The organism is Phycisphaerales bacterium AB-hyl4, assembly GCA_041821185.1.
GTDB classification, from domain to species: domain Bacteria; phylum Planctomycetota; class Phycisphaerae; order Phycisphaerales; family Phycisphaeraceae; genus Natronomicrosphaera; species Natronomicrosphaera hydrolytica.
Genome location: JBGUBD010000001.1, coordinates 109,194 through 132,300, shown reverse-complemented (window position 1 = coordinate 132,300; position 23,107 = coordinate 109,194). Strand labels below are relative to the sequence as shown.

At 64.8% G+C, this 23,107-nt stretch carries 14 protein-coding genes; 4 read left to right on the top strand and 10 right to left on the bottom strand.

Features of this window, described 5'->3' with window-relative positions; all coding sequences use genetic code 11:
• Positions 1 to 34: 34 nt before the first annotated feature.
• Positions 35 to 361 carry a co-chaperone GroES gene (locus ACERK3_00545; GenBank protein ID MFA9476769.1) on the bottom strand — a complete coding sequence of 109 codons (327 nt, stop codon included), beginning with the start codon at positions 359 to 361 and terminating at the stop codon, positions 35 to 37.
• A 125-nt stretch (positions 362 to 486) separates the two neighbouring features.
• Between ACERK3_00545 and ACERK3_00540 the strand changes: the two genes are divergently transcribed.
• The 3 genes from ACERK3_00540 to ppdK all read left to right on the top strand — a co-directional run bounded on the left by ACERK3_00540 (position 487) and on the right by ppdK (position 5,318).
• The gene (locus ACERK3_00540) at positions 487 to 1,500 is read left to right on the top strand and encodes an amidohydrolase family protein (protein ID MFA9476768.1); all 1,014 of its coding nucleotides are present in this window, start codon (positions 487 to 489) and stop codon (positions 1,498 to 1,500) included.
• A 133-nt stretch (positions 1,501 to 1,633) separates the two neighbouring features.
• Entirely contained in the window at positions 1,634 to 2,428 is a 795-nt protein-coding gene (locus ACERK3_00535; GenBank protein ID MFA9476767.1) for a sugar phosphate isomerase/epimerase family protein, read from the top strand.
• 181 nt (positions 2,429 to 2,609) lie between these two features.
• Positions 2,610 to 5,318: a pyruvate, phosphate dikinase gene (ppdK, locus tag ACERK3_00530; protein ID MFA9476766.1), complete on the top strand. Its 2,709-nt coding sequence runs from the start codon at positions 2,610 to 2,612 to the stop codon at positions 5,316 to 5,318.
• A 121-nt stretch (positions 5,319 to 5,439) separates the two neighbouring features.
• Here the strand turns inward: ppdK and ACERK3_00525 are convergent, their stop codons facing one another.
• From ACERK3_00525 to ACERK3_00485, 9 genes are all read right to left on the bottom strand, one after another.
• Positions 5,440 to 6,144 (bottom strand): hypothetical protein, encoded by a 705-nt coding sequence (locus ACERK3_00525; GenBank protein ID MFA9476765.1) that lies wholly within the window; start codon positions 6,142 to 6,144, stop codon positions 5,440 to 5,442.
• Positions 6,145 to 6,263: 119 nt separating this feature from the next.
• Positions 6,264 to 7,070, bottom strand: a complete 807-nt coding sequence (gene tsf / locus ACERK3_00520; protein MFA9476764.1) for a translation elongation factor Ts — start codon at positions 7,068 to 7,070, stop codon at positions 6,264 to 6,266.
• Between the two features lie 151 nt (positions 7,071 to 7,221).
• Positions 7,222 to 8,145 carry a 30S ribosomal protein S2 gene (gene rpsB, locus ACERK3_00515; GenBank protein ID MFA9476763.1) on the bottom strand — a complete coding sequence of 308 codons (924 nt, stop codon included), beginning with the start codon at positions 8,143 to 8,145 and terminating at the stop codon, positions 7,222 to 7,224.
• A gap of 429 nt (positions 8,146 to 8,574) precedes the next feature.
• Positions 8,575 to 9,918: a glycosyltransferase family 4 protein gene (locus tag ACERK3_00510; GenBank protein MFA9476762.1), complete on the bottom strand. Its 1,344-nt coding sequence runs from the start codon at positions 9,916 to 9,918 to the stop codon at positions 8,575 to 8,577.
• Positions 9,915 to 10,919 (bottom strand): NAD-dependent epimerase/dehydratase family protein, encoded by a 1,005-nt coding sequence (locus tag ACERK3_00505; GenBank protein ID MFA9476761.1) that lies wholly within the window; start codon positions 10,917 to 10,919, stop codon positions 9,915 to 9,917. Before ACERK3_00505 ends, ACERK3_00510 begins: the two co-directional genes overlap by 4 nt.
• A gap of 67 nt (positions 10,920 to 10,986) precedes the next feature.
• Positions 10,987 to 13,248, bottom strand: a complete 2,262-nt coding sequence (locus ACERK3_00500) for a polysaccharide biosynthesis tyrosine autokinase (protein ID MFA9476760.1) — start codon at positions 13,246 to 13,248, stop codon at positions 10,987 to 10,989.
• Positions 13,249 to 13,288: 40 nt separating this feature from the next.
• On the bottom strand, positions 13,289 to 17,746 hold the full coding sequence (locus ACERK3_00495) for a tetratricopeptide repeat protein (protein ID MFA9476759.1): 4,458 nt from the start codon (positions 17,744 to 17,746) through the stop codon (positions 13,289 to 13,291).
• 30 nt (positions 17,747 to 17,776) lie between these two features.
• Positions 17,777 to 19,861: an exosortase/archaeosortase family protein gene (locus ACERK3_00490; protein ID MFA9476758.1), complete on the bottom strand. Its 2,085-nt coding sequence runs from the start codon at positions 19,859 to 19,861 to the stop codon at positions 17,777 to 17,779.
• A gap of 478 nt (positions 19,862 to 20,339) precedes the next feature.
• On the bottom strand, positions 20,340 to 21,755 hold the full coding sequence (locus ACERK3_00485) for a polysaccharide biosynthesis/export family protein (GenBank protein MFA9476757.1): 1,416 nt from the start codon (positions 21,753 to 21,755) through the stop codon (positions 20,340 to 20,342).
• Between the two features lie 288 nt (positions 21,756 to 22,043).
• On the opposite strand from ACERK3_00485, the gene ACERK3_00480 reads away from it, so the two are divergent.
• Positions 22,044 to 23,102 carry an NAD(P)H-dependent glycerol-3-phosphate dehydrogenase gene (locus tag ACERK3_00480; GenBank protein MFA9476756.1) on the top strand — a complete coding sequence of 353 codons (1,059 nt, stop codon included), beginning with the start codon at positions 22,044 to 22,046 and terminating at the stop codon, positions 23,100 to 23,102.
• Positions 23,103 to 23,107 lie beyond the last annotated feature (5 nt).

The following is a 23,107-nucleotide window of genomic DNA, read 5'->3' as shown; positions in this document are numbered from 1 at the left end:
ACGGTCGCGGCGTGGGGCTGCAATCGTCAACCGCTTACTTGTTTCGTCGAAACACGGCGACGATGTGTTCCACTGGCACGACGAACAGGCGGTTGTCGCCTTCGAAGTCGACGGGGATCGCTTCTTTGGGGTTGAACAGCACGCGGTCGTATTGTTCGATCGGGTAGTTCGAGTCGGCAGACACCTCGGCCGACACGGCGACCACGCGGCCGGTGAGCGTGGGGATCTCCATCTTGTCCGGCAGATGGATGCCCGACTTGGTCTGCTTCTTGTCCTCATCCTTCCGCAGAAGGATTCGCTTGCCGATCGGCTCGACGGTTTCGATGACCGGCTTTCGCGTTGTGGGTTTGGCGTCGTCCATGGTTTTTCAGCTTTCTCGCTCCGGTATGAGCGCAAGACATATATTGTATCAAAGCCCGTCCCGGCTGTGCTTCGCCCGGGAACGTATGCTAAAACAGACTTGAACCGTTCAACCCTCGCATTGCCATGAGCACCAACACGCCCAACCCCGCCAACCAACTCGACCTGGACTACCGTGAGCAGGCTCGCCGGTTCCGCTGGTCGGGCCCGATCTTCGACGCCCACTCGCACATCAACACCGTCGAGGCCGCGGAGCTTTATGTGGAAGTCGCCGAGTTGTACGGCGTGAAGAAGACCTGGACCATGTCGCAGCTGGAGCAGGTTGATCCATTGCGCGAGCGGTTCGGCGATCGCTTCGAGTTCATCGCTGTGCCCAACTATGCCGCGAAAGATGAGCCGGGCACGTTCACCACCGACTGGCGGCGGCGTATCGAGCGGTTCGCCGAGAAGGGGGTGAAGGTGTGCAAGCTCTGGGCTGCGCCGCGCGGGCTCGACCTCGACCCCGAGGCGATGAAGCTCGACACGCCAGAGCGTCGCGAGCAGATGCGGCTGGCCCGCTCGCTGGGCATGATGTTCATGACCCACGTGGCCGACCCGGACACATGGTTCGCCACGCATTACGCCGACGCGAGTCGGTATGGCAGGAAGCAGGACCATTACGAGCCGTTGAAGCGCGTGCTCGACGACTTCGGCGACGTGCCGTGGATCGCGGCGCACATGGCGGGCTCGCCCGAAAACCTGCCGCTGCTCCAGCAGTTGCTCGACACGTATGAGAACCTTTACTTCGACACGTCGGCCACGAAGTGGATGGTGCGCGAGTTGAGCAAGCACGCGGACGCCTTCGCAGACTTTGCCCGGCGGAACCGCGGCAGGCTGCTGTTCGGCTCGGATATTGTTGCGTCGGCGGACAACCGCGACTTCGATCTTTACGCCAGCCGATACTGGGCGCTGCGGACGTTGATGGAGACGGACTACGTCGGCCGGAGCCCGATCGTCGACCCCGACCTGTCGCTGGTGGACCCGTCACTGCCCGCCGAGAGCACCGCCAAGCTGCGCGGCGCGAATCTGGACGACGCGACGTTGCGGTCGCTGTATCACGATGCGGCCGACGCGGTGCTCAACGGCTGGGCCCGGCGATGAGGCGGGGGTGAGGCCGACACGCTCGCCGTGCCGCGTCGCGTCATGTCGCAACACCGCGTAAAAACCGCTACACTGGCGGTTTCAAACCTGATCGAACCTGATTCAATGACATGCTTTGAGGGAGCGACGCACCATGGCCAAGACACAGATTGGCGCTCAGATGTACACCCTTCGCGAACACTGCCAGACGCCGGCGGACATCGCGAAAACCTGCAAAAAGCTGGCCGACATGGGCTTCGGCGCCATTCAGGCCTCGGCCGCGGGCTTCAACACGATCGAAGCGAGCGAGCTGAAGAAGATTCTCGACGACACGGGCCTCGTCTGTGCCGCGACGCATCGCAGCCTCGACAGCCTTAAAAATGAGACCGACGCCGTCATCGATTGGCATAAAACCGTCGGCTGCGAGCTGACCGCCATCGGCGGCTTCGGCCACAGCAACGACAAACGCGCCGACTGGGAAGGCTTCGTCAAGGACTACAACGCGCTCGCCCCGAAGTTCGCCCAGCAGGGCCTGCGCATCGGCTACCACAACCACAGCCACGAGTTCTGCCAGTTCGACTACGACCCGGCCAAGGTCGACTCGAAGAACACCCCGATGCAACTGCTCGTCGACAAGCTCGACGACGCCGCCTGGTTCGAAATCGACACGTACTGGGTCGCCCACGGCGGCGGCGACCCGGCGGCGTGGATCCGCAAGTGCAAGGGACGCATCCCCGCGATCCACGTCAAGGACATGATCGTCACCCCCGAACGCGAGCACAAGATGTGCGAGGTCGGTACGGGCAACCTCAACTGGCCCGCCATCCTCGACGCCTGCAAAGACGCCGGCGTTCAGTGGTATCTCATCGAGCGCGACTCAGGCGATCTCGACCCGTTCGAATCGCTCAAGAAGAGCCTCGACAACCTCAAGGCCATGGGCCTGAACTGACCCACCGGGGCACGGGTGCTGCTGGCAGCGTGAAGGGGGCAGGCAGATCACAGCTCTCGCGCGGTTGTTGATCATCCCCCAATGCCCCAACCCCTTTAAATTGACGCTTTCGTTGCAGCTACTACAATCCGCGCTCTATCCGCACCCCTGAAAAGTCCGTAAAAGACGAGGAAACAAATCTATGGCCACCGCCACACGCAAGAAAACCACACGCAAAAAGACCACTCGTAAGAAGACCACCACCCGTCGCGCCAAGACCGACAAAAAGGTCTACTACTTCGGCCCGAGCAAGACCGACGGCGACGGCTCGATGAAGCAGCTGCTCGGCGGCAAGGGCGCGAACCTCGCGGAAATGACCGACATCGGCCTGCCCGTGCCCCCCGGCTTCACCGTCACCACCGAAACCTGTGCGGACTACTACAAAGTCGGCGGCAAGCTGCCCGCCGGCCTGATGGACGAAGTGCGCGAAAACATGAAGCGCATGGAACGCGACACGGGCAAGAAGTTCGGCTCGGACAGCGACCCGCTGCTCGTCTCCGTCCGCTCCGGCGCCGCTGCATCCATGCCGGGCATGATGGACACCGTCCTCAACCTCGGCCTGACCGACAAGTCACTCGACGGCCTGCAGTCCGCCACGGGCAAGACCCGCTTTGCGCTGGACGCGTACCGCCGCCTGATCAACATGTTCGGCGACGTCGTCATGGGCGTTGACCATCATGCGTTCGAAGACGAATTCGACCGCATCAAGAAAAAGCACAACGCCGCGACCGACAACGACCTCGGCGTCGAAGGCATGGAAGAGCTCGTCGACGCTTACAAGAAGGTCTACAAGAAGCACACCGGCGAACAGTTCCCGCAAGACCCGTATGTGCAGCTGGAGAAGTCGCTCGAAGCCGTGTTCAAGAGCTGGAACACGCCGCGGGCCATTCGCTATCGCCAGATCAATGAGATCACCGGGCTCCAGGGCACGGCGGTCAACATTCAGACGATGGTGTTCGGCAACATGGGTGACGACTCGGGCACGGGCGTCGCCTTCACCCGCGACCCCTCGACGGGCAAGAACGAGTTCTACGGCGAGTTCCTGATCAACGCCCAGGGCGAAGACGTCGTCGCCGGCATCCGCACACCCAAGCCGGTGAAGGAAATGCCGCGTTGGGACCGCCGATCGTACGACCAGCTGATCAAGATCAAGACCAAGCTCGAGAAGCATTACAAGGACGTGCAGGACCTTGAGTTCACCATCGAACGCAAGAAGCTGTACATCCTCCAGACCCGCAACGGCAAGCGCACCGGCCCGGCGGCGGTGAAGATCGCCTGCGACATGGTCAAGGAACGGCTGATCGACCAGAAGACGGCTGTGCTCCGCGTGCCGCCAAACGACCTGAACCAGCTGCTGCTGCCGTCGCTCGACCCCAAGGCCAAGCGCGACGTGATCGCCGAGGGCTTGCCGGCGTCGCCTGGTGCGGCGGTGGGTAAGCTTGCGTTCACCGCGGCCGAGGCGGCCGACCGTACGCAGGACGGCGAGAAGGTGCTGCTGGTTCGTCGCGAGACGAGCCCGGAAGACATCGACGGCATGCACGCCGCGCAGGGCATCCTCACCAGCACGGGCGGCATGACCAGCCACGCGGCGGTGGTCGCCCGCGGTTGGGGCAAGCCTTGCGTCGCCGGCGCGGGTGCGATTCACATTGACGAGAAGAAGCGGAAGATCACGGTCAACGGCCGAACGTTCACCGCGAAGGACACGCTCACGCTCGACGGCGGGACGGGGCAGGTGCTTGCGGGCGAGATCGCAACGATCGAGCCGAAGCTCTCCGGCGACTTCGCGACGTTGATGAAGTGGGCCGACCGGATGCGGACGCTGAAGGTTCGCACGAACGCCGACACGCCGGAAGACTCGCAGCGTGCTCGTGACTTTGGTGCGGAAGGCATCGGCCTCTGCCGAACGGAGCACATGTTCTTCGAAGGCAGCCGCATCAAGGCGATGCGTGAGATGATCGTCGCGGAGACGGAAGCCGCCCGCCGTAAGGCGCTCGACAAGCTGCTGCCGTACCAGCGTGAAGACTTCATCGGCATCTTCACCGCGATGAAGGGCCTGCCCGTGACGGTGCGTCTGCTCGACCCGCCGTTGCACGAGTTCCTTCCGCACGACGCGAAGGCGCAGCAGGATCTGGCCAAGACGCTCGGCATCAAGCCGGCGAAGCTCAAGCAGCGCGTCGCCGAGCTGCATGAAATGAACCCGATGCTCGGCCATCGCGGTTGCCGACTGGCAGTGACGTACCCCGAGATCCTGGAGATGCAGGTGCGGGCGATCGTCGAGGCGGCGATGGCGTGTCAGAAGAAGAAGGTGCAGGCAAAGCCGGAGATCATGATTCCGCTCGTCGGCACGGCCGAGGAACTGGACCTGCTCCGCGGCCTCGCCGAGCAGACCATCGCCAGCGTCAAGAAGGAGCACAAGCACAAGGGCCGACTCGACATCTCCATCGGTACGATGATCGAGATCCCCCGCGCTGCGTTGACGGCCGACGACATCGCCGAGCACGCCGACTTCTTCAGCTTCGGCACGAACGACCTGACGCAGCTGACGTTCGGCTACTCCCGCGACGACGTGGGCACGTTCCTGGGTGATTACCTCGCCAAGGAACTGCTGCCGAAGGACCCGTTCCAGTCGCTGGACGCGACCGGCGTGGGCCAACTCGTCGCGATGGGCTGCGAGAAGGGTCGCAAGACCAAGAAGGATCTCAAGCTCGGCATCTGCGGCGAACACGGCGGCGACCCGTCGTCGGTCGAGTTCTGCCACAAGGTCGGTCTTGACTACGTGAGCTGCTCGCCGTTCCGCGTGCCGATCGCCCGCCTCGCCGCGGCACAGGCTGCGGTGCGAAACAGCAAGTAAGACGCACGGCTAAATTTTGGATGCCCCCAACCCCCGCCGTCCATACCTGGTGCTATGCATCATGTGTGGACGGCGTTTTTTATGGGCTCGCTGGAGCGCCGCCACCGCGTGGGCGCGGGGGCTAAACAGGAGGATCTGCTGAGTTGTCGGGCTCGCCGGTGGGGAGTTGCCACTTGCGCCAGTCGCTTCGGAACTGGCCGGTGCGGTCGGCGCGGCGAATAAGCGATCGCAACCAGAATAAGCCTGTCACCGACGCGATCAGGACCACGGCAAGCAACGGTGATGTGACGAGCATCCCGCGCGGGTCGGCAAAGAACGCGAAGCAGCCCACGGCTCCGACCAGCGTGCCCCACATCGCCAGGTGCGTGCCCATCAGGATGCTCCAGCCCCACAACCCCCACGAGCATGAGCGTAGCCAGCGGATGCATGACAGCATCCACCAGGTCACGATGAGGACAAACGCCGCGAGTGCGATGAGGCCGACGATGGGAAAGGCGTTGCGCAGCAAGGCGGTGCCCGTCGTGACGAGCATGACTGGCAGCGTCACCATGACGGCGAACGACGCCAGTGCTGCGGAGGCGGGCCAGTGTTCGCGGACGAGTTCGCCGGTGGGCAGCTTCTTTGTGCGCCAGGGAGTGGGGTCGCGCAGGTCGTTGAGGTGGCCACATTCGGGGCACTTGACCGTCGGCCCGACGAGGCCGCGCAGGTTGTATTGGCAGCCGAGGCAGGGCAGGTCGCCGTGGAGCAGCCAGTGCGCGTCGGGGGCGGGTTGGTCGGGCGATTGGGTCATGGGCGGTGGGGGAGTGGTGGTGCGGGTAAAGCCCACGGATGGCCATCCGTGGGCTTTATGGCGTCGATTGCAGTTTAGCGCAAATTGGTGGGCGCAACAAAAAAGGCCCACGCTCTTGCGAGCGCGGGCCTTTGGGTTGGGTGGGGTTGGGTTGATCAGCCGCCGACCTGATAGCGGACGAACTTCTTGATCGTCACGCCGTTGGGCAGCAGGTCTTTGATCTGCTTCTTGTCGTCCTTGATGAACGGCTGACGCAGCAGGACGGTTTCATCGTAGAACTTGCGGATCTTGCCTTCGACCATCTTTTCGGCGATCTGCTCCGGCTTGCCGGACTCGATGGCCTGGGCCTTGGCGATCTCGCGTTCCTTCTCAACGACCTCGGCGGGCACTTCGTCTTCAGTCACACCCAGCGGGGCGGGGCTGACGGCGGAGATGTGCATGCACAGGTCTTTGAGCAGAGCGTCGTCGGCCTTGCCGTCGAGTTCGATGAGCACGCCGACCTTGCCGGTGAAGTGCACGTACTGGCCGACGGTCGAACCGGGGCCGCCGAGCACGGCGCCGCGGGCGAACTGAATGTTTTCCTTGGTCGTGAGGCGGACTTCGTCGATGGCGGCTTTCATGGCGTCGTTGGTGACCACTTCGCCGGGCTCGCCCTTGATGGCTTCCGTGGCGACGGTGTCAGCCATGGCGAGGAAGGCGTCGTTGGAGGCGGTGAAGTCGGTTTCGCTGTTGATCTCGACGATCGCGCCCTTGCTGCCGTCATCGCTGACGGCGGCGTTGATGCGGCCCTCGGCGCTGGTGCGCTCCGATCGGCTGTCCATCTTGGCCAGGCCGCGCTGACGCAGCAGGTCGACGGCCTTATCGACATCGCCGTCCACTTCGGTCAGGGCCTCTTTGCATTCCATCATGCCCAGGCCGGTCTTCTGTCGTAGTGCCATCACGTCCTTGGCGGTGATCGCCATGGTGAGTCTCCTCGTTCAATCTTGGGTTGTGTTTTACTGAAAAGGGAGGATCGCATTTTAGCCGCGTCGCTTGCGATGCGCTGGCTCGCGGAACGACGAATACGAGCGCGTCGCAAGCGACGCGGCTAAATGGGGGCTCCCGATGGGTGGCTTACTGTGGGGGCGCGGTGCGGTCGCTGCGGGTGGTGTCGGCCTGGCCGACGGCGCTGGTGACAGCCTTTTCGGAGTCACCTTCGGCACGGGCCGAGCCCATCTTGTCCGGCGATTCGGCGGGCTCTTCGCTCGGCTGGCCGGGCTGATCCTCGGCACGGAACTGGGCGCGTCGGCTGCGGCGGCGCTGCGACTCGGCGCTGGCGTCGTCCGCTCCGCCGGTGCGTTCGGCCTGGGCCTGGGCGCGGGTCGACTTGCCTTCCATCACGGCGGCACAGAGGCTGGAGACGATTACGTCAATGGCGCGGATCGCGTCGTCGTTGCCGGGGATCGGAATGTCCGCGAAGTCGGGGTTTGAGTCCGTGTCGATCAGACAGACGGTGGGGATGCCCAGCTTGCGGGCTTCCTTGACGGCGTTGTGCTCGTGGCCGACGTCGATGATGACCATCGCGCCGGGGAGCTTGGTCATGTTTCGCAGGCCGCCGAGGTTGCGTTGAATCTTGTCGCGTTCGCGGTTGAGGCTGGCCTCCATTTTCTTGGAGTAGTTGGCGATTTCGCCGGACTCTTCGAGCTTTTCGAGCTCTTCGAGTCGCTTGAGCCGTTCGCGAATGGTGCGGAAGTTGGTGAGCGTGCCGCCGAGCCAACGTTCGGTGACGTAGTGCATACCGGTGTCGGGCACGTGTTGTTCGAGGATGGCCCGGGCTTGTCGCTTCGTGCCGACAAAGAGGATGTCTTTGCCGCCGGCGACCGTGCGGGTGACGAATTTTCGAGCGAGCAGGAGGCCTTTGATGGTCTCCTTGACGTCGATGATGTGGATTTTATTTCGCTTGCCGAAGATGTACGGAGCCATCTTCGGGTTCCAGTTCGTGGCGCGGTGGCCGAAGTGAATACCTGCTTCGACCAGATCTTTAACCAGCGATGCCATGACCGACTCCTTTTGGCGCTAACCTTGCTTGTTTCACGCTGTGGGCTTGGCGTCTGCCCGACCAGTCCCTTGCTTGTCCGAGTTTGTTCGGAACTTCGAGAGACTGCAACGCGTTCCCTGTCCACCTCGGTGGGGCGGCAAGGACGAAAAAGACCGGCCGAAACCGGTCGTATTACAACGACTCATACCTGAAAGAACGCCGATTCTGCGAGGGCGCAGACCGACACTGGCGGTCACCGACCCGCCAGCAAAGTATTGTATCAGGGTCGACCCCGCCTGCAAACCGATGGAACGGGGTTGGCTTTGAATCTTTGCGTTTGAGCGATGGGAATACCCTGGTTTTATGACCGGGGCATGTTGGAGGGGTTTTCCGTTGGACTCGGGGTGGGCAGGTGCCCACGGATGCCATCCGTGGGCTTTAGGTTGGGTTCAGACGGGTGGGCCCGCGGGCATTTTGCTGGCGTCCGACGGCTTGTCGGAGCCGTTTGGGTGGGCGTGGCCGTTTCGGCCTGCGGAGGGTGGGGCGATTGTTGAGGCGTCGTCGGCGTCGGCCTGTTGGGCGCGTTGTTCCTGCTGGAGTTGCTGGAGTTGGCCGTACTTGTAGGCGGTGACGATGATGAAGCCGTAGAGCACGACGAAGACGGCGAGGATGTAGCGCCATCGGACCTCTGCCCAGACGAGGCTGGCGCCGGTGACGGCGAAGAAGCCGGAGAAGGCGTACAGGGTGAGGGTGGCTTGCTTGACGCTCATGCCGGATCGTCGGAGCAGGTGGTGGATGTGGTGGCAGTCGGGCGAGAAGATGGGTTTGCCCTGCATTTTGCGTCGGAAGATGGCGAGCGCGGTGTCTGCGATGGGCAGGGCGAAGACGATCAGCGCGGCGGTGACGATGACGATGCCGTTACTTGTGCCGGCGAACATGAGGATGGTGGCGACGCTGAGGTAGCCGAGCAGGAGTGAGCCGGCGTCGCCCATGAAGATGGTGGCGGGGTTGAAGTTGTAGGGGAGGAAGCCGAGGACGGCGCCGAGGATGGCGAGGCACATGACGATGCGGATCGGGTCCCAGGCGCTGGCGTCGCCGGGGCTGTCGAGGGTTCGCAGGACGATGATGCCTGCGATGACGAGGAAGCCGAGGGCGGCGATGGCGGTGACGCCGGCGGCGAGGCCGTCGAGCCCATCGAGCAGGTTGGTGGCGTTGCATCCGCCGAGGACGAACACGGCGATGACGGCGGTGCCGAGCAGGTAGACCACCCAGCCGGGCATTTCGGGCAGGCCCATGAGTTGGATGGAGCTTTCGATCAGTTGCAGGCCGACGGCTTCGTTGGCCAGTGCCGCGGCGCCGAATAGCTGTCCGCCGACCTTGACGCGTGGGCTGATGCCGTAGACGTCGTCGAACAGGCCGGTGAGGGTGATGGCGGCGGCGCCGAGGATGATGCTCATGGGGAAGTTGATCAGCGAGGCGGTGATTGCGCCGTCGCCGTTGGGCTGGGGAGCGATGAAGTAGCAGAGGGTGACGCCCACGAGCCAGCCGAGGAAGATGGCCACGCCGCCGAGGTAGGCCACGGGCTGGACGTGGTTTTTGCGTTTGAGGTCGGGCCAGTCGACGACGCCGTTGCGTGTGGCGGCCCATCGCATGATGGGCGTGAGGATGATGGCGACAAAGAACGCGGCGAAGAACACACCCATGTAGGGGGCGATAACCGAAAGCAGGTTGACCGTGGGCGCGGCGTCGGCGTCCTGGGCGTGGCGTTCGAGTTGGGCCAACGTCTGGATCATTCGCAGGCGTCCGAAGCAGTTCCGGAAGTGATGGCGAGGCTCTGCTGTTCGCGTTCGATCAGTTCGGTGAGTGTCTGTTCGAGCGTGTATCGCGGCTTGAAGCCGATGGCGTTGCGGATTCGGTCGAGTGCCGGCAGGCGTTGCGGCGGGTCTTCGAAGTTCTGGCCATACACGGCTTCATAGGGCACTTCGCGGACGCCGCCGGTGCTGCCGGCGAGGTCGATGACCATCTCGGCGAGTTGGCGGATGGTGATCTGCCGGTCTGAGCCGAGGTTGTAGACCTGCCCATGACAAGCGGGCTTGCCCAGCAGGTCGGCCATGGCGCGGACAATATCGCGCGCGTCGGAAAAGGCCCGCGTCTGCCGGCCGTCGCCATAGACTTGAATCGGCTGATTACGGACGGCACTGGAGACAAATCGGGGCACGACCATGCCATATCGGCCGAGCTGTCGGGGGCCGATGGTGTTGAACAGCCGGGTGATGATCACGCCCAGGCCGTAGCGTCGGTGGTAGTCGAGAGCGAGATGTTCGTCCAGGGCCTTGGTCAGGCCGTAGCTCCAGCGTGAGGCGGTGGTGGGGCCGTAGACGAGCTCCATGTCCTCGCGAAGCGGGAGCGTGGGGCATTTGCCATACACCTCGCTGGAGGAGGCGATGAGCACGGCGGCGTTGGCTTGCCGGGCGGCGTCGAGCACGGCGTGGGTTTCGTCGATGTTGTTGCGCACCATCTCGGCGGGCTGATCGACGACGAGCTTGACGCCCACCGCGGCGGCGAGGTGGTAGATCTCGCTGACGCCGACGAGCACCGCGGGGTCGCGCAGCACGGCGCTGGCGCGGCCTTCGATGAGCTGGCAGTCGCGGTCGAGCAGGGGGGCAATGTTTTCGCGTCGGCCGGTCGACAGGTCGTCAACGAGCACGATCGCCCGGCCCTGCTGCTTAAACCACTCGGCCAGGTGCGATCCGATAAAGCCCGCGCCGCCTGTAATAAGAACCTTGTCGGCCAAGCAAATACCTCGCTTGTTCAGGCCACAATCTCACCCAGCGCCGGCAGCATGGTCATCATGTTGCGAATCAGCGGCTGGCGGTGTCTTGCGGCTCGTTGATCTCGGGCGCGGCCAGTCGGCCGGCCGGTGGGGTGGTGCCGTTGGTTTTACCGTTCTTTTGGTAGCGGTAGTAATCCTGGTAGTTGCGGCGCAGGTATCCGCCGGCACTGGGTCGGATGCCGTTGAGGATCAGGCCCAGCACGTCGGCGCGGTGGCCGTCGAGCAGTCGCAGCATGCGGTCGGTCATGCCGCGCGTGTCGCGATCGGCGCGAACGATCAGCGCGATCGCGTCGACATGTCGGGCGATCAGTTGCGTGTCGGTCGCCAGCAGGGCGGGCGGGGCGTCGATGAGGATGATGTCATATTCGCGCTCGGCCTCGCTGAGCAGCGTGCGGAAGCGGGCGTCGTCGAGCAGTTCGGGCGCGGCGCCGTTCACATCGCCAACGGGCAGGACACTGAGGTTTTCAGTTTCCGTGCGTGCGACGGCGTCGGCGAGCTTGGCGCGTCCGGTGAGGCATTCAACGAGGCCGGGCGTCTGCGGCACGGCGGCGAGGTCATGCTGGTGAGGCTGACGGAAGTTGGCGTCGACGATCAAGACGCTGCGATGGCTCAGCGCGAGGCTGGCGGCGAGGTTGGCGGTGACCGCCGAGCTGCCGCCGCCGGCTTGGGCGCTGGCGAGGACGAGCGTCTTGTAGCCGCGGCGGTCCATCTTGGCCATGATGGCGGTGCGAACCTGCCGGAACGACTCGGCGACGAGGCCGGTGGGATTGCGGGCGACGGCGCGTTCGATGCGGCCGGGGTCGGTGGGGTCTTCGCTGGCATCGGGCACCATGCCCAGCAGGTCCGCTTCGGCGCAGGCCTTGACGTCCTGGGGGCTGCGGAGGCGTTGGTCGAGCATTTCCCGCAGCAGGATCAACCCGACGCCCAGGCCGACGACCAGCAACGTGACGCCGGGTACGACCACTCGTGGCTGAGGGAACGTCAACTGCGCTACGGTCGGGCGGACGTGTGGACGGACGGGCACGGCGTCGGGGCGTGCGTCTTCCACGCGAATCGAGTCGAGCGCTTCGGAGGCGACGTCCCGCCGTTCGCGGGCGTATTCCAACTGCTCCTGCAACTGGCGGAAGCGCGTCAGCCGATCGTTCAAGTCGGTCAGCCGGGTGGTAGCGCTGCGCATCCGCGGTTCGAGCGCGGCGGCCCGGCTTTCCAGCGATCGGACGTCCATGCCCGCGCGTTCGAGCCGCGCGGACTGAAGCTCGCGGGCCATCCGCTGCATTTCGCGATCCCGCTCTTCGCGTGTCGCGCGGATGCGGTTGTCCATCTGGCGGATCTGATAGTGGTCTTCGCCGAAGCGGTCGAGCATGGCTTCGCGTTCTTTGCGGTAGGATCGAAGTTCCGAGTTCAGTCGTTCGATGCCTGGCCGAGCTTCGAGTTCGACCATCTGTTCGGGCGTCAATCCGACCTCGCCGGCCTGCTGCTGCTCCTGCATCGCTTCGTAGCTGGCACGCATCTGGTCGAGCATCAGTTCCAGTTCAACACGCTGGCTGGCCAACTGCTGATAGGCAATACTCGCTTCGTTGTGTCGGCTTTCCAGCGAGCTGAGGTCTTCGCGTCGAAGGAAGTCGCGCAGCTCCCGCTGATACTGCTCCACCTCACCCGCCCAGCGGTCGCGCTCGGTGGTGTAGGTGACACGCATGTCGTCACGATCCTGCGAGTACTGTCGGCGAATCTGTTGCAGATAGACCGCCAGCAGGGCATCGAGAATCGGTGCGGCATCGGCGGCATGGCGCGTGCTGACGCTGACGTTGATCAACGTCGTGCCACGCATCATCGATACGCGCAGATGATCGTCCGCCAGCTTCTCACTCGCGCGAAGCGGGTCATGGCCATGCTGCTGGAACCATCGCGTGTTTCGCACTTCGCTGCGGTCCAGCGTCGCGCGGAGGATATCCTCCGAACGCAAGCGCATGATCTCGTTTTGAATGAACGTCGCGAGCACATCCAGTCGTTGCTGATGCATTTCCGACGCCACCCGCGTCGAGTCGGCCTGCGGCAGTGGGGTGACGCGAAGCTGGGCCTGCGATGTATAACTCGGGGCCTGTGTGCGCAGCACATACCACGTGCCGATACCGAGCGAGACGCCGACGATCACCAGCAGCATCAGCAGCCACATGTACTTCCGCAGGACGCGCAGCGGATCGATCGGCTTGAAACGACTGCCGCCGGTCGCGGGCGTCATGCCCGTCGTCGGGCCCAGCGGCGAGATGGGTGATGGCAGATTCGCGCTCATCGGTGCTTCGTCCTCGGTTCGCGGTCTTGTTCGTTACGGATCAATTCGAGCCGGCAATCCGGGCCAGCAATTCGTTGGCCTGCTCCAGCGATGTTTGATCGCCCGATCGCTCAGCCAGGGTGACGGCTTCGGTGAGCAGTTCCTGCGCCTGCTCGGTATTGCCCAATTCGTGATGCAACGTACCCAGATGCAGATACGTCGGTGCCAACGGTTCGATGGCCAGAGCTTGCTCGAGCGTCGCGCGGGCCTGCTCGTGGAGGCCCATCTTGTACTGTGTCCAGCCCAGTGTGTCGAGCACGCGGGCGTTCTGTGGTGCCAGCTCCGTTGCACGTTCGGCCAGCGGAAGGGCCGATTCCGGCTCGCCCAACTGCGTGGCCAGCAGAAACGCCAGGTTGTTCAACGCCGCCACGTCTTCGGGCGCCGCTTCGAGCACCTGCTCGTAAACCTGTCGTGCCTCGGCATGAGCCCCGCCTTGATGCAATGCCGTCGCCAGCAACTGCATGCCAAACACACGCACCGGCTGCTCAGCCTGCTCCAGTTCGGAAGTCATCGTCTGTAAGCGGTCGGACGCCTGCTCATACTGGCCGGAAGCAATTTCAATCTGCGCCGCGGCGAGCTGACGCTTCACCGGCGACAAGTCCGACTCCAGCGTCTGTAGCCGATCGATCGCGCCGCTCGCGTCCCACGTCTGCATCATCGACGCCGCCACCGAACCGAGTTGGCCCGGGTTCTGCGCCGCGCCCAGTGCGGCGGCGAATGCAGCCTCGGCCGCATCGTTCTGACCCGTGCCCGCCAGCGCCCGGCCGCGCAACGCTTCGAGCATCGCGAACTGCGACAGCAACGATTCGTGCTCACCTAATACGTTCAACGCTTCGGTGTACATCTCCTGCTCCAGCAGGAAGCTCACCATCCCCGCCAGATGCGACGCGTTCGCGGACACGGCCAACACATTACGCCAGTGGCCCACCGCCGCGGACGTCTCGCCCGCCTGCGCCGCCACCTGCGCACGCAAGCGAGGCCACGTCGGGTCCTGCGGCGAAAGCTGCTGGCCCTCGGCGGCGAGACTGTCCGCCGCGCGATACTCACCGTCATTGACGTACAACTCAAGCAGCAGCAGTCGGCTGGCCCGATGCTGCGGCGCCTGGCTGAGCATCGTGCGAAGCTCTCGCTGGGCCGCGGCCGTGTCGCCGCGCCCCAACTGCAACTGCACCAGCATCTGACGGGCCGGCAGCAGCGCCGGCGAAAGGCGCAGCGCCTCACGCAGGTCCGACGCCGCGGCGGTCCGATCGTCTTCGCCTTCAATTCGAATGCGCGCCCGCTCGACATAAAGCAGCGCGTTGGCATCGCTGCGGCCGATCGCGCGGTCAATCGCCTGCCGCGCCCCCGCCAAGTCGCCGCCCGCCCGCGCCACGATCGCTTGCAGCGCCCATCGCTCCGCGCTCTCCGGCGCGTCGGCGAGGATGGCCTCGGCATGCTCCGGGTTGCCCAGTTGGATGTGCGTTTCGGCAAGCCGAAGCGCGACAACCGTGTCCTCCGGCATCGATTCGTGCAGGCTCTGATAGAACGGCAACGCCTCGGCAAACACGCCACGGTCGAACAGCAGGTCGGCGAACTCGCGCTTGGCGGGCTGCTGCGGGTCGTCGTCCAACGCGATGGCCTGTTCGTAGGCGGCCACCGCGCCTTCGCCGTCGTTGATCGACAGCTTGTAGCGGGCCAGCAGCCGTTGGTCGGCCGACGATTGCTCATCGCCACGCTGGGCGATGTAATTTTCCAGTGTCGCCAGCCCGGTCGCCGCATCGTCCGCCAGTCGGTGCACCTCGGCGAGCAGCGCGACGTTCGTGCGCGTTTCGCCTTCGTCTTCGATCAACGCCTCGGCGGTGGTGATGGCTTCGTCCGCTTCGCCGGCGCGGGCCAGCAGCACTGCAAGCGTTCGGCGGTTGTCGTACTGATCGCTGGCAAGCTCCGCGAGTTGCCGGCGCAACGCAATTGCCTGCCGCACGTCGCCGTGCTGTTGCTCGTATTGCAGGTACTGTTCAAGCAGTTGCGGATCGTTGCCCTGATGCTGAAGCGCTTCGCGCAGTCGGCTCAGCGCGGCATCATGCTCGCCGCGGCCGTCGTGCACCGCCGCCAGGCCGCGCAGGGCCGGCACATTGTTCGGCCGCTGCTCGACCGCACGCCGATACGCGTCGGCCGCGTCGTCCAGGTCGCGGTTCAGTCGTTGGGCGTCGCCGAGATACCGCCATCCATCCGAGTAGACCGGCCGAGCGGAGAGGCCCCGCCGCAGGTGCGCCACCGCCGTGCGGAACTCGCCCCGCGCCGCCGCCAATCGACCGCGGTAAAACTCACCCTCCGCCAGGTCAAGGTTGCGGTCGCGCCCCGCCTGCGCGTATCGCTGGGCACGCTCCCAGTCTTCGTTGGCCAGTGCTACGTCAAACTGCATCTCGACCACACGCGGGTGGTGCCGGTCGATCTGTTCCGCTTCGTCCAACGCGGCGCGGAACTGGTCCATGTCACCCCGCCGGCGGGCGATCTCGGCCCGCAGCAGCGCTCGCTCGATCGGGTCCTCGCGGGCCGCGATCGCTTCTTCCATGGCTTCGTCAACGGAGATCTCTTCACCGGCGTACAGGCGACGCAACCGACTGACTGCTTGCTCGCTCGCGCCGTCGGCGAGCGCCGCTTCGAACAGTTGCTCGGCCTCGGCGACATCGTCATTGAGGGCAAGCAATGCCTGAAGTGCACGCAGGTCGTTGGGCGCCGCTTCAAGTCGACGATTCAGCAGCGTTACGGCTTCGCCTTGCTGGTCGGACCGCAGGTAAAGCTGCACCAGTTCCATCACGGCCTGGCCGTCGTCAAGGTTCTCCAGGCTGCGGTAAATGTCGATCGCTTCATCCGACGCGCCTTGCTGGCTGAGCAGGCGGGCCTTCAGGCGAAGCGCCTGCGGGTGATCGGGCACTTCGTTGAGCACGGCATCCAGCCGTTGCTGGGCTTGCTCGGTCTGGCCGCCGCTGAGGTAGATGTCCGCCAACTCGACATGCGTGTCGACACGGCCGGGCTGCAGCGTGAGCAGCTGTTCCAGTCGCTCGGCGGCGGCGCCCCAGTCGCCTTGACGCCGATGCGCGTGGGCAGCCAGCCGCAGCGGTTCGGGGTTGCGATGGTCGTATCGCTCCGAGGCCTGGTCGAAGATGATCGCGGCCTGGCCGAGTTCACCGTCGAGCAGGGCGAGCTTGCCATCGAGCAACGCGAGCGACGGTGCATCGGGCACGCGTTCGCGGACCGGCTCGAGGATTTGATTCACCTCTTGCCGCAGGGCTTCGCGCTGCTGGTCGGACTCGGCTTGCGGGATACGCCCGATCAGCAGGTCCGCCTGCTGGATCGCCGCCTCCGTGCCGGCCTGCTGCCAGCGCAGAAACGCTAGCGCCGGCGCTCGTTGAGCGGTCTGCCGCGTTCGTTCGAATTGGTCGAGTGCTTCGTCACGTTCACCGAGGGCGACCATGTATCGCCCCAACGTCAGGCGATAGACCGCTTCGTCGGGGTACGCCTGCGTCGCGGCTTCCAGCAGTTGCGTCGCCCGCATCACGCCTTGCGTCCGGTTCGTGCCTTCAACCGGCGTGCGGTCCGAGCGGACGAGCATGTCCACCGTAGCGAGCACGACATGTCGCGGCTGGGGGTCTTCCAGCAGCTGTGCTTCGAGCGCATCGAGCACGGGCCGGGCCTGCTCCTGTTCGTTGATCGTCGGATCGAGCAGTAGCCGCAGATGCAGCGCCTGTCGCTGCCGATCGTCCGGGGCGTGTTCGAGCATCTGCTGCGACAAGGCGACCGCCTCGGCCCGCAGGTTGGCGGCCTGCTCGCGGTTGCCCGCCGGCCTGTCCAGCCGGTTCGCTTCGAACAGCTTCCACAGCGCCAGGTGGTGCATCAGTTCCGTGTCGTTGGGCCGGCGTTCGAGGGCGAACTCAAGATCTTCGCGGGCCTGTAGCTGATCGGCACGCGAGCGGTCGAGGGTAAGGCGACGGGTCTGGGTCATACCGCGATAGCCCCGGGCGACCACGTTGTCCGGGTCGTCCGCGAGGCGGCGGTCGCTGAGCGTGTAGATGCGTGAATGGGAGGCGAGATTGTCTCGCGCCAGCTGCCAGAGCAGGCCGTAGTATTGCTCGAGCGCTTCCGGATCGTCGCGTCGTTGTTCGCTGACCAGGCGGTGCGATTCCTGAAGTTGGCCGGCGTATCGCTGTGCGAGCAGCTCGGTTTCGACCGGCGCGATTTCGAGTGCGGCGATGTATTTTTCGAGCAGGTTCGTGTCGTTCGAGCGACGGCGCAGCGCCCGGCCGTACTGTTCGACCGCTTCGTCATACTGTTGGGCGGCGAAGGCCTGGTCGCCGCGCTGGATCATTTCCTCCGGATCGCGGTGGACGAACATGAACCAGTAGGCGCCGACCCCGCCGACCAGAAGGATCAGCGCGGCGCTGAGCATGAAGACAAATTTGGTGTTGACACGTGCGGCCATCGACTTAGTTCTCCGTCACATTCGCCAGGGTTACGGCAACGCCGACGCGGGTTGATCCTGAGCAGCGGTTGTCGAGCTACGTCGATCATCCACTGGATATCGGCCTTCGGTCACATCGACCCAATCCGGCAGGCAGGCCATCAACTCCGGCATCGCGTGTTCCAGAAACGCTGCCGCGCGTTCGCTGGCTAGTTCCCGGTCACCTACCTGGTGCATCTGAAGCTCGACCTTGAAGTAGTAGCTGTATCGGTCACGCGGATTGAAGCCTTCAATGCGTACCTCGTCCGGCGTGGCCAGGTACTTGCCATTGGCGACGAAAAAGTAGATCACGTTTTCTTGTTGGTCCTGCCGGTTCGGCGCGGCGAACGTGAAATAGGTCGCACGGAAATTCCGCTCGGGGATCCGCACCATCGGCTCAATGCTGGCCGGGTGCAGATAACCGCCATGCACCGGGTCCGCTTCGAAACGGTCGCCTGGCAGATCCAGCATCGTCAGACCGCGCCCGCGATGCTCCAGTCCGCCGGCGACGAAGCACCGCTCGGGGACGTGCGGCACGGTGTCCACCGTGCCCGTGTAGTACGCCACGTGCAGACGGATGATCCCGCCCGGCTGGTCGTCGTTCCAACTCGTGTCCTGGTACCAACGGCTGAGGTACGTATCCGTGCCCAGCTCCTCGATCATCTCCCGGCTCAACGGCGGGTCTTCACGCACGAGCTGCCAGGGCCCGAGGTGGTCCGGCACGTGAATCAGTCGGTGACGCAGCGGCACGGCCTCTTTGAAAAGCACCGCCTGGGTCATCGCCAGCACCGTCTGCTGGCCCACCAGCGAGGCCGCCAGCACGCCGGCCACCAGCGCCGCCGCCGCGGTGAATCGCAACAGGCCCGCGCGGTTGTCCTGCCCCGGCATCCAGCGCGGCAGGAAGAGGCTCAATACGACCACGCCGATCAATGCCGCACCGCCGACGACGTAGCCCACCCACGGCGACAACCCCTCGGCGATCAGGTCCGGCCGTATGCCCATGAGCCCGCCGATGTAGATCGTCACCGCACCGCCGGCCAGCAGAATGCCCAGTCCGACAAAGCGGCCGATCAGGCCGGCATGTCGGCGAAACAGCCCGAGGTCGCCCTCCGCCGTGGCGGACATGGCATGGGGCGCCGGGGCCTTGGCAGCAGGCGATGTCGTGGCTGCCGTCTCGTCGGCAGGCGACTCGTCCTGGATGACGATCTTGTCCATGATCCAGCCCAGCAGCAGGAACAGCAGCGCCGCCGGGATGAGCATCAGCATGCCCACGAAGGTGTGGAAGTCGCCTTGCGCGTAGCCGGGGTCGATCAGATAGAGCAGGCCGATGGCGGTCACGCGCCCGATGTTCACGAGCACGGCGATCGGCACGGCCATGCTCACCATGACAATCCGTTGCCACCAGGGGCGGTCGAACAGGAACGCCATGGCTGTGCCCAGCGCGAGGAAGGCCATCAGCATCCGCAGCCCCGAGCAGGCCTCGGCGACGTTCAGCGGGTTGGTCTCGCCACGGTAGGTCAGCTCGATCGTCGAGCCGCGGTAGTCGATGTGGAAGCCGTCGATGAACGGCGTGAAAAACTGGAGCGCGAACGTCGCCCCGACCGCGGCGATCTGCTGGAGCTGGAACGCGACCTGCTCCCAGATCCGGTCGGAGACCTTGACCGCGAACACGAGGTAGAGGATGGGGAACCAGAGCACGCGCATCATGCCCGTGCCCAGCAGGAACAGCACGAGGCCGAACAGCCCCACGATCATGGCATAGCCCTGGGCCATATCGTTGCGGACGGGGTAGATGCCCATCGCGTAGCCCGCGAGGCCGACGAAGAGGATGGGCAAGCCCCACCAGCAGACTTTGGCAGGGATGGCCTGAAGGCGTTGGCGATGCTGGTAGATGAAATAGCCGCTGATCAGCGGCACGATCATCGCGTGGGACCAGTTGTTGTCATTCAACGCGAACAGCATGGTTCGCCGAAGGAAGACGTAGTGGAACAGGGCGAAAAGCAGGCCCAATGCGATCAGCCAGACCCACCCGGCGGGTGAGATCAGCGGCCGTGCAGTCTGGCTGCGGTCGAGATTAGTCAGCGTCGTGCTGGTCATACCGGTTCGGCTTCGCCCTCCTGCCAGGCCAACATGAATTCGGCTCGGGTCGCCCCGTCCCCCTGGGTCGCCGGCTCGGCCGGCAAGATGTCTGTCGCCAGGGGAGAGAACCACCCTTGGCAGAAGTAGATCCTACGCCACAACGAGGGGCCAGGTTCAACCGTTCTACTCTGGACGCCGCAGGTTTTCCGGCTTCGGCGCAGTTATGCCGACTGGGCGCCATAGCCCGACCATTGTCGCCGATGGACCTGTCCGCAGCAACCGCCGACAACGGGGCCGAGCCGGATTATCGCCGGCGAGTCGAAGGCAAACCATGTTGCAGACTTAGTTTGTATCGGTTTTCCCTCGGTGGACGTTTAGGGCTATTCCCCGTCGGAAACGAAAAGCCCGCGCCGGGTGGCGCGGGCTCGGGGTTAAACCAGGTGATCGGTAGCGATGCTGACGGCGGTCAGCCGCGAGCGTGCGTCCGATGCTGTTTTTAGTCGAAAACGTCCGGGCCGAAGTTGCGGTCGAGCAGGAACCCGAAGCCGTACGTCACCCGGAAGCCGTTGCGGAAGATCGCCAGCGGCTGTGCCCAGAAGCTCGTGCCGATGTTGACGATGTCGTTGGGCTTGAGGAAGAGGTCGGGCTCCGTGCCGTTGAAGATAGCTCGCAGGTTCAGCCGAACGGTCGCTTCCTGGCTGGTGCCCACGCGACGCGTCAGGTCGACGCGTTCGGGCACGGCCAGCGGGCCGAGGTTGCCGCCCGAGGCGATCAGCTGCTTGAGCGTCAGGTCGTTTTCACCCGGCACGACGTACGCGCCGGGGCGGTTGATTTCGCCCATGATGTAGACGAAGCCGGCCGTGGGTGCGGGCACGCGGATGACGTCGCCGGGGCGGATGACGATGTTGTAGCGCATGTCGCCTTCGAGCAGGCGGTCGTAGGGGATCTCGATGATGCGCTGGGTGATCATCTCGCTGAGAGCGGCGAGGTCGTCACGGTCGCTCGTTCGTCGGCCGGCGCGGGCGGCGGGGCTGTCGGCCCGGACCCATTCGCTGCCGACGTATACCCAGGGTGCGCGGCCTTCGTCCGTCCCCAGGCCGTCGTCGATGCCGCGCGGCGCCTCGCGACGCTCGGGCTGGCCGTTGACGCTACGGTTGGTGTCGCGGTCTTCGCCACGCAGCAGTTCGTCGATCAGATCCGCCGGATCGTCTTGCTGGGCCTCGCCCGGATCGCCGTTCTCGCCGTTTTCATCGTCGCGGTCACGCACCACGCCGGCGACCTCGTCGGTCAAAGGCGACTGGCGGTAGATCAGCAGACGCTTGGTTCGCCCCGGCACGCCGCGTGCCATGGCCAGTGCGTCCAGCAGTCGGAAGTCGGGTTTGGGAATGGTGTACGTGCCCACGGCCGTGCCGCCCTGCGCCGGCTCGCCCAGCACGCTGAACGTGCTCTGCCGGGCCTCCTGCACGATCACGCTCACCTCGGCGTTACGAAGCACGCCTTCGGATTCGAGCACTTCGCTGATGTGCTGCTCAAGCTCGGTGGGGGTCATGTTCGACGCCCGCACCGCGCCGACGATCGGCAGCCGAAAGCGGCCGACTTCGTCGATACGCCGGGTCTGCACCGCGTCTTCGCCGGGGCGGATCAGTTCGAAAATGGTCACGGTAATCAGGTCGCCCGAGCCCACGACGTATTCGCGCACGTCCGGCACGAGGTCTTCGGCCTGCACGCCGGTCACGTCGAGCCGCTGGCCCGCCTGCTCGTCGATCACGTCAAGCCGATCGAGGATCGGCAGCGTCACCGGCGTCCGCTCCCACCGGCCCACCACGGACTGGTCGAAGAACGAGTCCACCTCGCAGCCCACCAGCACCACGGCCAGCAAGCCAAACAGCGACCACCGCCATACACGTCGCAAGGGTCGTTCCAACGTCCGATGACTTGTTTCCACAACGCGCTCCTGAATCAGGATCCGACTCCGCGACGCGACATCCGCATGCGTTCAACCAGCCCAATCCACCCGGATCGGTCGGCGTACTGGGGCTGCAAGCTACCTTGCAGTAACGAGTCCCGTCAAACGACAACCCGTCTGGCAACCTTCGCCGCCTTGCCTCGGCAGGCCATACCCGCCACAATTGGGGTGATCCGCCGCCAACGTGTGGCCGACTTCCACCTAGGTAAGTATCACCCCAGCGCCAGGACGCCCATGCCTTCCCAGAACAACCCCGCTCCCAACGCCCCGGAACGTATCAGCATCATCGGCGACGGCTCGATGGCGACCGTCTGTGCCCTCCTGCTCGAAAGCCGAGGCTTCAAGGTCACGGTCTGGGGCCCATTCGCCGACCACGTCGCCGAGCTGATCCAGACGCGGGAAAACACCCGCTACCTGCCCGGATATCGGCTACCTGAGGCGGTTCGCTTAACCGCGGATGACACAGGAGCCTTTCGCGACGCCGACCTTGTGGTCAATGCCATCCCCACGCAATACATTCGCCCCGTCTGGGCCCGCCTCGCTGAGCATCTGCCCGATAACGTACCCGTGGCTTCCGTGGCCAAGGGCATCGAGCAGGACACCATGCTCCGCCCGACGCAGATCATTGCCGACGTACTGCACAAGTCCACTGACGATCCGGATAAACCTGCTCGGCCGATGGCGAGCATCTCCGGCCCGTCGGTCGCCAGCGAGTTGGCACGCTGCCTCCCCGCGACCGTCTGCGCGGCGTCGGATGACCTCGCCTTCGCTGAATTGCTCCAACAAACCTTCACGACCCACTGGTTCCGCGTCTACACAAACAAGGACCTGCTCGGCGTCGAACTGGCGGGCGCGACGAAGAATGTGATCGCCCTCGCGGCGGGCATCCTCGACGGCTTGCAGGCGGGCAATAACGCCAAGAGCGCCTTGCTCTCGCGCGGCCTGGCGGAGATCACCCGCCTCGGCGTCGCGATGGGCGCATCGCAGGAAACCTTCTTCGGCATCGCCGGCGTGGGCGACCTCGCCACCACCTGCTTCTCGCCCACCGGCCGAAACCGCACCTGTGGCGAAGCGCTGGGCAAGGGTAAAAAGCTCGCCGAGGTGCTCGAAGAAATCCCCGGCGTCGTCGAAGGCGTGCCCACCACCAAGGCCGTCGTCACCCTCGCGGAAAAGTATCGCGTGGAGATGCCCATCACCGCTGCGATCCATCAGGTGCTGTTCGAAGGCCTCGACCCGCTGGAAGCGATCAGCCAGTTGATGACACGTGAGCTGAAACCGGAACGGGTGGGGTAATACGG

Coding starts and splice junctions, on each gene's coding strand:
- tsf (MFA9476764.1), bottom strand. CDS start 7,070: ATGGCGATCACCGCCAAGGACGTGATGGCACTACGACAGAAGACCGGC.
- ACERK3_00500 (MFA9476760.1), bottom strand. CDS start 13,248: ATGAGCGCGAATCTGCCATCACCCATCTCGCCGCTGGGCCCGACGACG.
- ACERK3_00495 (MFA9476759.1), bottom strand. CDS start 17,746: ATGGCCGCACGTGTCAACACCAAATTTGTCTTCATGCTCAGCGCCGCG.
- ACERK3_00510 (MFA9476762.1), bottom strand. CDS start 9,918: ATGATCCAGACGTTGGCCCAACTCGAACGCCACGCCCAGGACGCCGAC.
- rpsB (MFA9476763.1), bottom strand. CDS start 8,145: ATGGCATCGCTGGTTAAAGATCTGGTCGAAGCAGGTATTCACTTCGGC.
- ACERK3_00540 (MFA9476768.1), top strand. CDS start 487: ATGAGCACCAACACGCCCAACCCCGCCAACCAACTCGACCTGGACTAC.
- ACERK3_00545 (MFA9476769.1), bottom strand. CDS start 361: ATGGACGACGCCAAACCCACAACGCGAAAGCCGGTCATCGAAACCGTC.
- ACERK3_00490 (MFA9476758.1), bottom strand. CDS start 19,861: ATGACCAGCACGACGCTGACTAATCTCGACCGCAGCCAGACTGCACGG.
- ACERK3_00480 (MFA9476756.1), top strand. CDS start 22,044: ATGCCTTCCCAGAACAACCCCGCTCCCAACGCCCCGGAACGTATCAGC.
- ppdK (MFA9476766.1), top strand. CDS start 2,610: ATGGCCACCGCCACACGCAAGAAAACCACACGCAAAAAGACCACTCGT.
- ACERK3_00535 (MFA9476767.1), top strand. CDS start 1,634: ATGGCCAAGACACAGATTGGCGCTCAGATGTACACCCTTCGCGAACAC.